The organism is Bartonella sp. OC16QHHD (genome assembly GCF_042194035.1).
In the GTDB taxonomy this organism is placed as follows: domain Bacteria; phylum Pseudomonadota; class Alphaproteobacteria; order Rhizobiales; family Rhizobiaceae; genus Bartonella.
Genome location: NZ_JBHIMJ010000098.1, coordinates 1 through 5,084, shown reverse-complemented (window position 1 = coordinate 5,084; position 5,084 = coordinate 1). Strand labels below are relative to the sequence as shown.

The 5,084-nt window shown below is 41.7% G+C and carries 4 protein-coding genes and 2 pseudogenes; all 6 read right to left on the bottom strand.

All coding sequences use genetic code 11. From position 1 onward, the window contains the following. Positions 1–161 precede the first annotated feature (161 nt). On the bottom strand, positions 162–521 hold the full coding sequence (locus tag ACFIK1_RS09575) for a hypothetical protein (protein ID WP_375608402.1): 360 nt from the start codon (positions 519–521) through the stop codon (positions 162–164). Positions 522–701: 180 nt separating this feature from the next. After that, positions 702–1,109 carry a hypothetical protein gene (locus ACFIK1_RS09570; protein ID WP_375632826.1) on the bottom strand — a complete coding sequence of 136 codons (408 nt, stop codon included), beginning with the start codon at positions 1,107–1,109 and terminating at the stop codon, positions 702–704. A gap of 21 nt (positions 1,110–1,130) precedes the next feature. After that, a pseudogene (locus ACFIK1_RS09565) lies at positions 1,131–3,803 on the bottom strand (hemagglutinin repeat-containing protein); the annotation flags it as partial. A 21-nt stretch (positions 3,804–3,824) separates the two neighbouring features. Then, positions 3,825–4,301: a hypothetical protein gene (locus ACFIK1_RS09560; RefSeq protein WP_375662671.1), complete on the bottom strand. Its 477-nt coding sequence runs from the start codon at positions 4,299–4,301 to the stop codon at positions 3,825–3,827. 179 nt (positions 4,302–4,480) lie between these two features. Continuing rightward, positions 4,481–4,888: a hypothetical protein gene (locus tag ACFIK1_RS09555; RefSeq protein WP_375662670.1), complete on the bottom strand. Its 408-nt coding sequence runs from the start codon at positions 4,886–4,888 to the stop codon at positions 4,481–4,483. Further along, positions 4,885–5,084, bottom strand: a pseudogene (locus ACFIK1_RS09550) (hypothetical protein); the annotation flags it as partial. The pseudogene ACFIK1_RS09550 and the gene ACFIK1_RS09555, both read right to left, overlap by 4 nt.

Sequence of the window (5,084 nt, the reverse complement as noted above, 5' to 3'; positions counted from 1 at the left end):
CAGATCTTTTGAATGTCATCGAGCAAGCAAAACAGCAACGTTATAACGACGCGGCATAAAAAGAAAACCTTGTCACGTAAGAACGGACAAGGCTTTCTCAAACTCATCAACCTGGTGCTTTATTTGGTGTAAATTCAAGGCTTTCTCTGCTGAAACAAGACTTAAGGTTTGCATTCAAGTTGTTCTGAATGCTTTTTACAATAAGGGCTATTTAAGCGTCTCTCAACACTTCGCTGAGGCATGACAGCACCAGGACGACATATGGGAAGGTTGTCTGATTTATGGTTCTCACACCAATCTTGTATTGTAAAGCTAGGGCGAAAACCTGATTGCGCCATACACATTTCAATACTGGCAAATTGATTCAAATCTAGCGCCACAACCTTATTAAGGTCCGGTACTCCACATTCTAAAAGTATTTTATTTCTCCATAATGCTGGAGAAAGTGAGGGAATTGAGTTAACACATCCAGTGATACTTAACAGAGCTATACAACTCAATAGTTTTAAGATTTTCTTCATTATTCCCCTCTTTCAATGGATTTATTTACAATAAAAAAGCTCATAAGCCTGTTGATATTTCCTGTCACCGCTGCTTAAAACAACGGTGAACAATATTGAGATGTTAGATTGAGAAAACAATCCCGCCATTCCAAGCGAAGGCAAGGATGGCGGATTGTTGATCATCACAAACAGCAAAACTTAAGGATAACATTCATATTGTTCTGGATGCTTTTTACAAAAAGGGCTGTTCAAGCGCTTCTTGACACTGCGCTGTGGTATGACAGCACCTGGACGACAAGCCGGAAGATTCTTTCCTTGAAAATTCTCACACCACGTTCCTGCCTCTGTATCTTTATAGCGGAATCCTGATTGAACCATACAAGAATCAATAAACGCCTTTTTATTTAAACTTAACTTTCTATTTTCTGGATCAGTATCATAAGGGGTTGGCATTCCACATTCTAATAAGGCTTTTCCTACCTCAGTAAAATCAGTAACACCATTTTTCTCCCACGCGCTCAAATATCCTCCAGGAGTTTTATTAAACTGACATCCAGCTATACTTAACAAAGTTACAGCGCTTAATAATTTTAAAGTTTGTTTCATTTTTTTCCTCCATGATTTAATTCAAGGTTTTTGTTTTAAATGAGATGAGCCATACCTTTTTTGGCATTTTTGACCCGCATCTCCAAGACAGGTATGGGAGCTTATGGGATTCATGATCACTCTCCACCATTCTTTCCACCAGTTACTGCCAGCAGGTATTGTCTCGTAAGTATAGCCATTGCCGCCAATAATTCTGCTGACAAAGTCGTATCTATTCCCATCAAAGCCAACAATGGTTTGTTTGCCATCACTCACATAACCTAACAGACCGGATGCAACTAAAACATTAAAGGCTGGTCCATAGAAATTGATATTCGTGTTGTCGGCTATACCGTGCACACCTTCTTGTTTGAAAGAATTCAGCATATTCCCCAATGTCATTGTCCCGCGACTATGTCCATAAAGTTCTAATCCTGTAAGACCATAGCTATACATCAAATCTTTTGCTTCTTGTGTTGAATTGGTCAAACCCCAAAAGTTATTTTCCATAAACTTCTGATAGCCCGCGACCAGAAGTTCTGAAATAGCAGAATCGGCTTGAGGGAACACAACAAAATAAAGCGGTTCATTTTTATCCTTCGCATGTTGAACCGCATAAACAGCGGCTTCCTCTGGTGGAGTAAAGATGCCATTAAAGGACACATGCACCTTGCCATCAGCACCCTCTTGTAAATGCTGCTTTTCTTCATCCGTTAAATAATGTGCGTGAGGTATTTTTTGTCCACGAGCGTCTTTGATATACTGTCCATTTGCATCTATTTCATAGATTATATTACCCTTTTCATCACGGTCGACCACAGCGATGGGGTGCTCTTTGATAAACATGGTTTTATAGGAGTCATCACTGTATTTAAATCCTTCTTCTAAAAGTTGGGTTGCCATTTCACGGTTTTCATGGACGATTTGTTCCAGCTTGCCTGCATCGAGCTGTTGTACACCCTTATGGGCGGTGGCAGTATCACGATTAAGGGAGGCTATGGCTTGTTCCACATCTTGCCCTGTCAATGCCTTCTGCCCAGCTTCATCAGTAATGACAATGGTGCCATCGCTAATGGCGGATTTGGTGTATCCTTCCTCTGAATCTTGGGCTTTTGAATGATCTAAGACATTTTTGGCAATGTTTTTCCCGACACCATATTTACCCTGATACATCGGACCACCGGCAGAAATACTTAAACCTTGGCTGCTAGCTTGCGCATGCGCACCGTTGCTGATATCACTGGTGCTAATGCTTCCTGTGGTCAGGCTGTTTTTTTCTGCCGGCGCAGTGCTGGCAATAAGCCCCCCAGTTAGGGTCGTTTTGTCTTTAACGTTGATCTTAAAACCGCCATCACCGGCTTTGATGCCTGATTGCTCCACAACACTATGATAATCGCTAGAGGATTTATCCTTGTTCAAGGAAATATTGGTTGTGGCTGCATCATCCTTTTTTCCACCATTAAACCCAATAGAAAAAGAGTCTTGCTTGCTGGAAGTTTGTCCCGTATCACTGCGGCTGGTAATGGCGAAATCACCCCCTACTTCCATTTCTACATGGTCTGCAGAAGCCACGGCGCCTGCCAGTATGGTGTTTCCCTGACTTATGGTATGAAGAGTGCCAGTGCCTATAATATGGCTGTTCTTGTGATGCACTTCCTCACTGGAACCCTTGCCTTTACCAAAAGAAGCATTCCCCATCCACCCTGTACCACCGGTACCATAACTATACCCAACATTCATCGAAGCGCTTTGCGTGTGGTTTTCTGTGCTTTGCGTATTTTGCGCACTTTCAAAGATGATATCTTTACCTGCTCCCATGGTGATATTCCCGCTCTGTTCATCATTGCTTTGCATCGGGTTTGTACCAGCAATAATATCGGCTCCAACACCATGGATGCTGCCTTTGTGGGCTTGCATATTAACAGCGCGTCCTGCTTCTATTGTACCTGTTACCGCAGTAGAGGTCTGAACAGAGGCTTCTGCCTTCTCTGTCTTAAAGCCCACGGTTACGCTAGCAGAAACATCAGCAATATCACGAATAGACTGTTTAAGGTTTCCACCCTTCATCTCATTATAAAGACCTTTGCCTTTGCTATAGAGATCATAGCCTTTTAGACCAGCAATAAGACCATTGCCGATTTTGTGTTTTGTATCCCCATGACCAAAACGTTTGGCTGCATCCTTTACATCTTTTACTGTACCAAGAATACCCACATTGACAGAGCCTGTCACACCAGCAAAAGACTTTTCATGCTTTTCTTTTGCGTTAGAGGTATCATAGCTTTCTGATAGGGTGATATTATTGCCGGCATCCATGTTGACATCACGATCCGCCGAAACAATGGCTGCTTGCATATTTACATCATTGTCAGCAGTAATCTGCACATCTTGGCGTGCCGTGATGTGTGATTGTGTGGAAGTGGTTTCCCATTGATCGCCCGTATCTTTGGCGCTTGCAATTCCAACACCTACAGAAGCACCGCTTTTGCTCTTTTCAAACTGAAACCCAAAGCCTTCCCGTTCTTCTACAGAGTTTGACTTATGGCTATTATGACCAACAAGCACATTGACATCACGAGCTGCCGAAAGATTAATATTCTCACCCGCAAGATCAGAGCCCTCCACGTTCACATCTTTTTTCTTGGCAGTGATGGTGATCGTGCCATCCGCATTGAGAGAAGAACCTTGATGCTCAAAACTCTCTTCATCATTCGTGCTTTTTGTCCAACTAACTCTTTAAGAATGGGAAGGACGCTTTGGTGATCGCTTTTGTAAAGCTTTTTGCTTTTGCTGACGTTTTCTTTCATCCTCAAAATGCGTTAGTAAAGCCCGTTCCTGTTTCGTTTTGTTGGTCACACCAAAGGTGTCATTGTCCATAAATTGCTGATATCCAGCTAGCATCAAATTAGCTAAAAACGAGTCACTTTTCAGAGGCTGTACAAAATAGAGCCCTTTTGAATCTTGCAATTTATACCGGAAACCTGCTTTTTTCATGCATTCATAAACTGAGGCAAATTCACTCGCATACGAATTCATATCACTAGAAGAAGCATAAACCGGTTTCCAACCACATTTTGATAAGGATTGTTGGATCATCGCTTTATCGGCACCTGGTTTTTCCCATAATGCTAAAGTTGATGGAGGAGGTTGGTTAATACATCCAGCTGTAGTTAAGAGAGCTATACAACTCAATAGTTTTAAGATTTTTTTCATTTTCCCCTCTTTCAATGGATTTATTTACAATAAAAAAGCTCGTAAGCCTGTTGATATTTCCTGTCACCGCTTCATTAAAACAACGGTGAACAATATTGAAATGGTTAGTTGAGGAAACAATCCCGTCATTTCAAGCAAAGCAAGGATGAGGGATTGTTGACCATCACAAACAGCAAAACTTAAGGTTGGCATTCATCGGCATTTTTATATTTTTTACAAAACGGGCTGTTTAAGCGCTTTTCGACACTTCTCTTCGGGATGACAGCACCAGGCTGACAAATGGGAAGGTCTCTACCGTTAAAAGGAGAACACCAGCTAGCTCTCCCTTTATAATGGAATCCTGCTTGGATCATGCAAGCATCAATCGTTGCATTCTCATTGTTGCTTAACTTTTGAACTTCATCCTCAAGATAATTAAGGTGTGGCAAACCACACTCTAGCAATGCTTTTCCTACCTCCGTAGAATCTGCTCCTAGCTTCTCCCACACAGCCGTCTCTCCTCGAGGAGGTTTATCAATGTTTTCAATATCACATCCAGCAACCGTTAACAGAATGAGCAGGCTTAATAAATTAAACAACATTTTCATTTTTTGTTCCCTGTTCTCGTTGAATAAAGTTTGTTAAAACTAAATGAACCATAATTAATTTGACACTCACGACTCGCATCAGCATAACAATTATGGGGGCTCGGGTTAAGGCCCCAGACCGCTCTCCCCATCTCTCTGATTGGATTAGTTGCTATAGTAAATAAACTGTTTGCTGCAAATATCGTCATATAAAAAG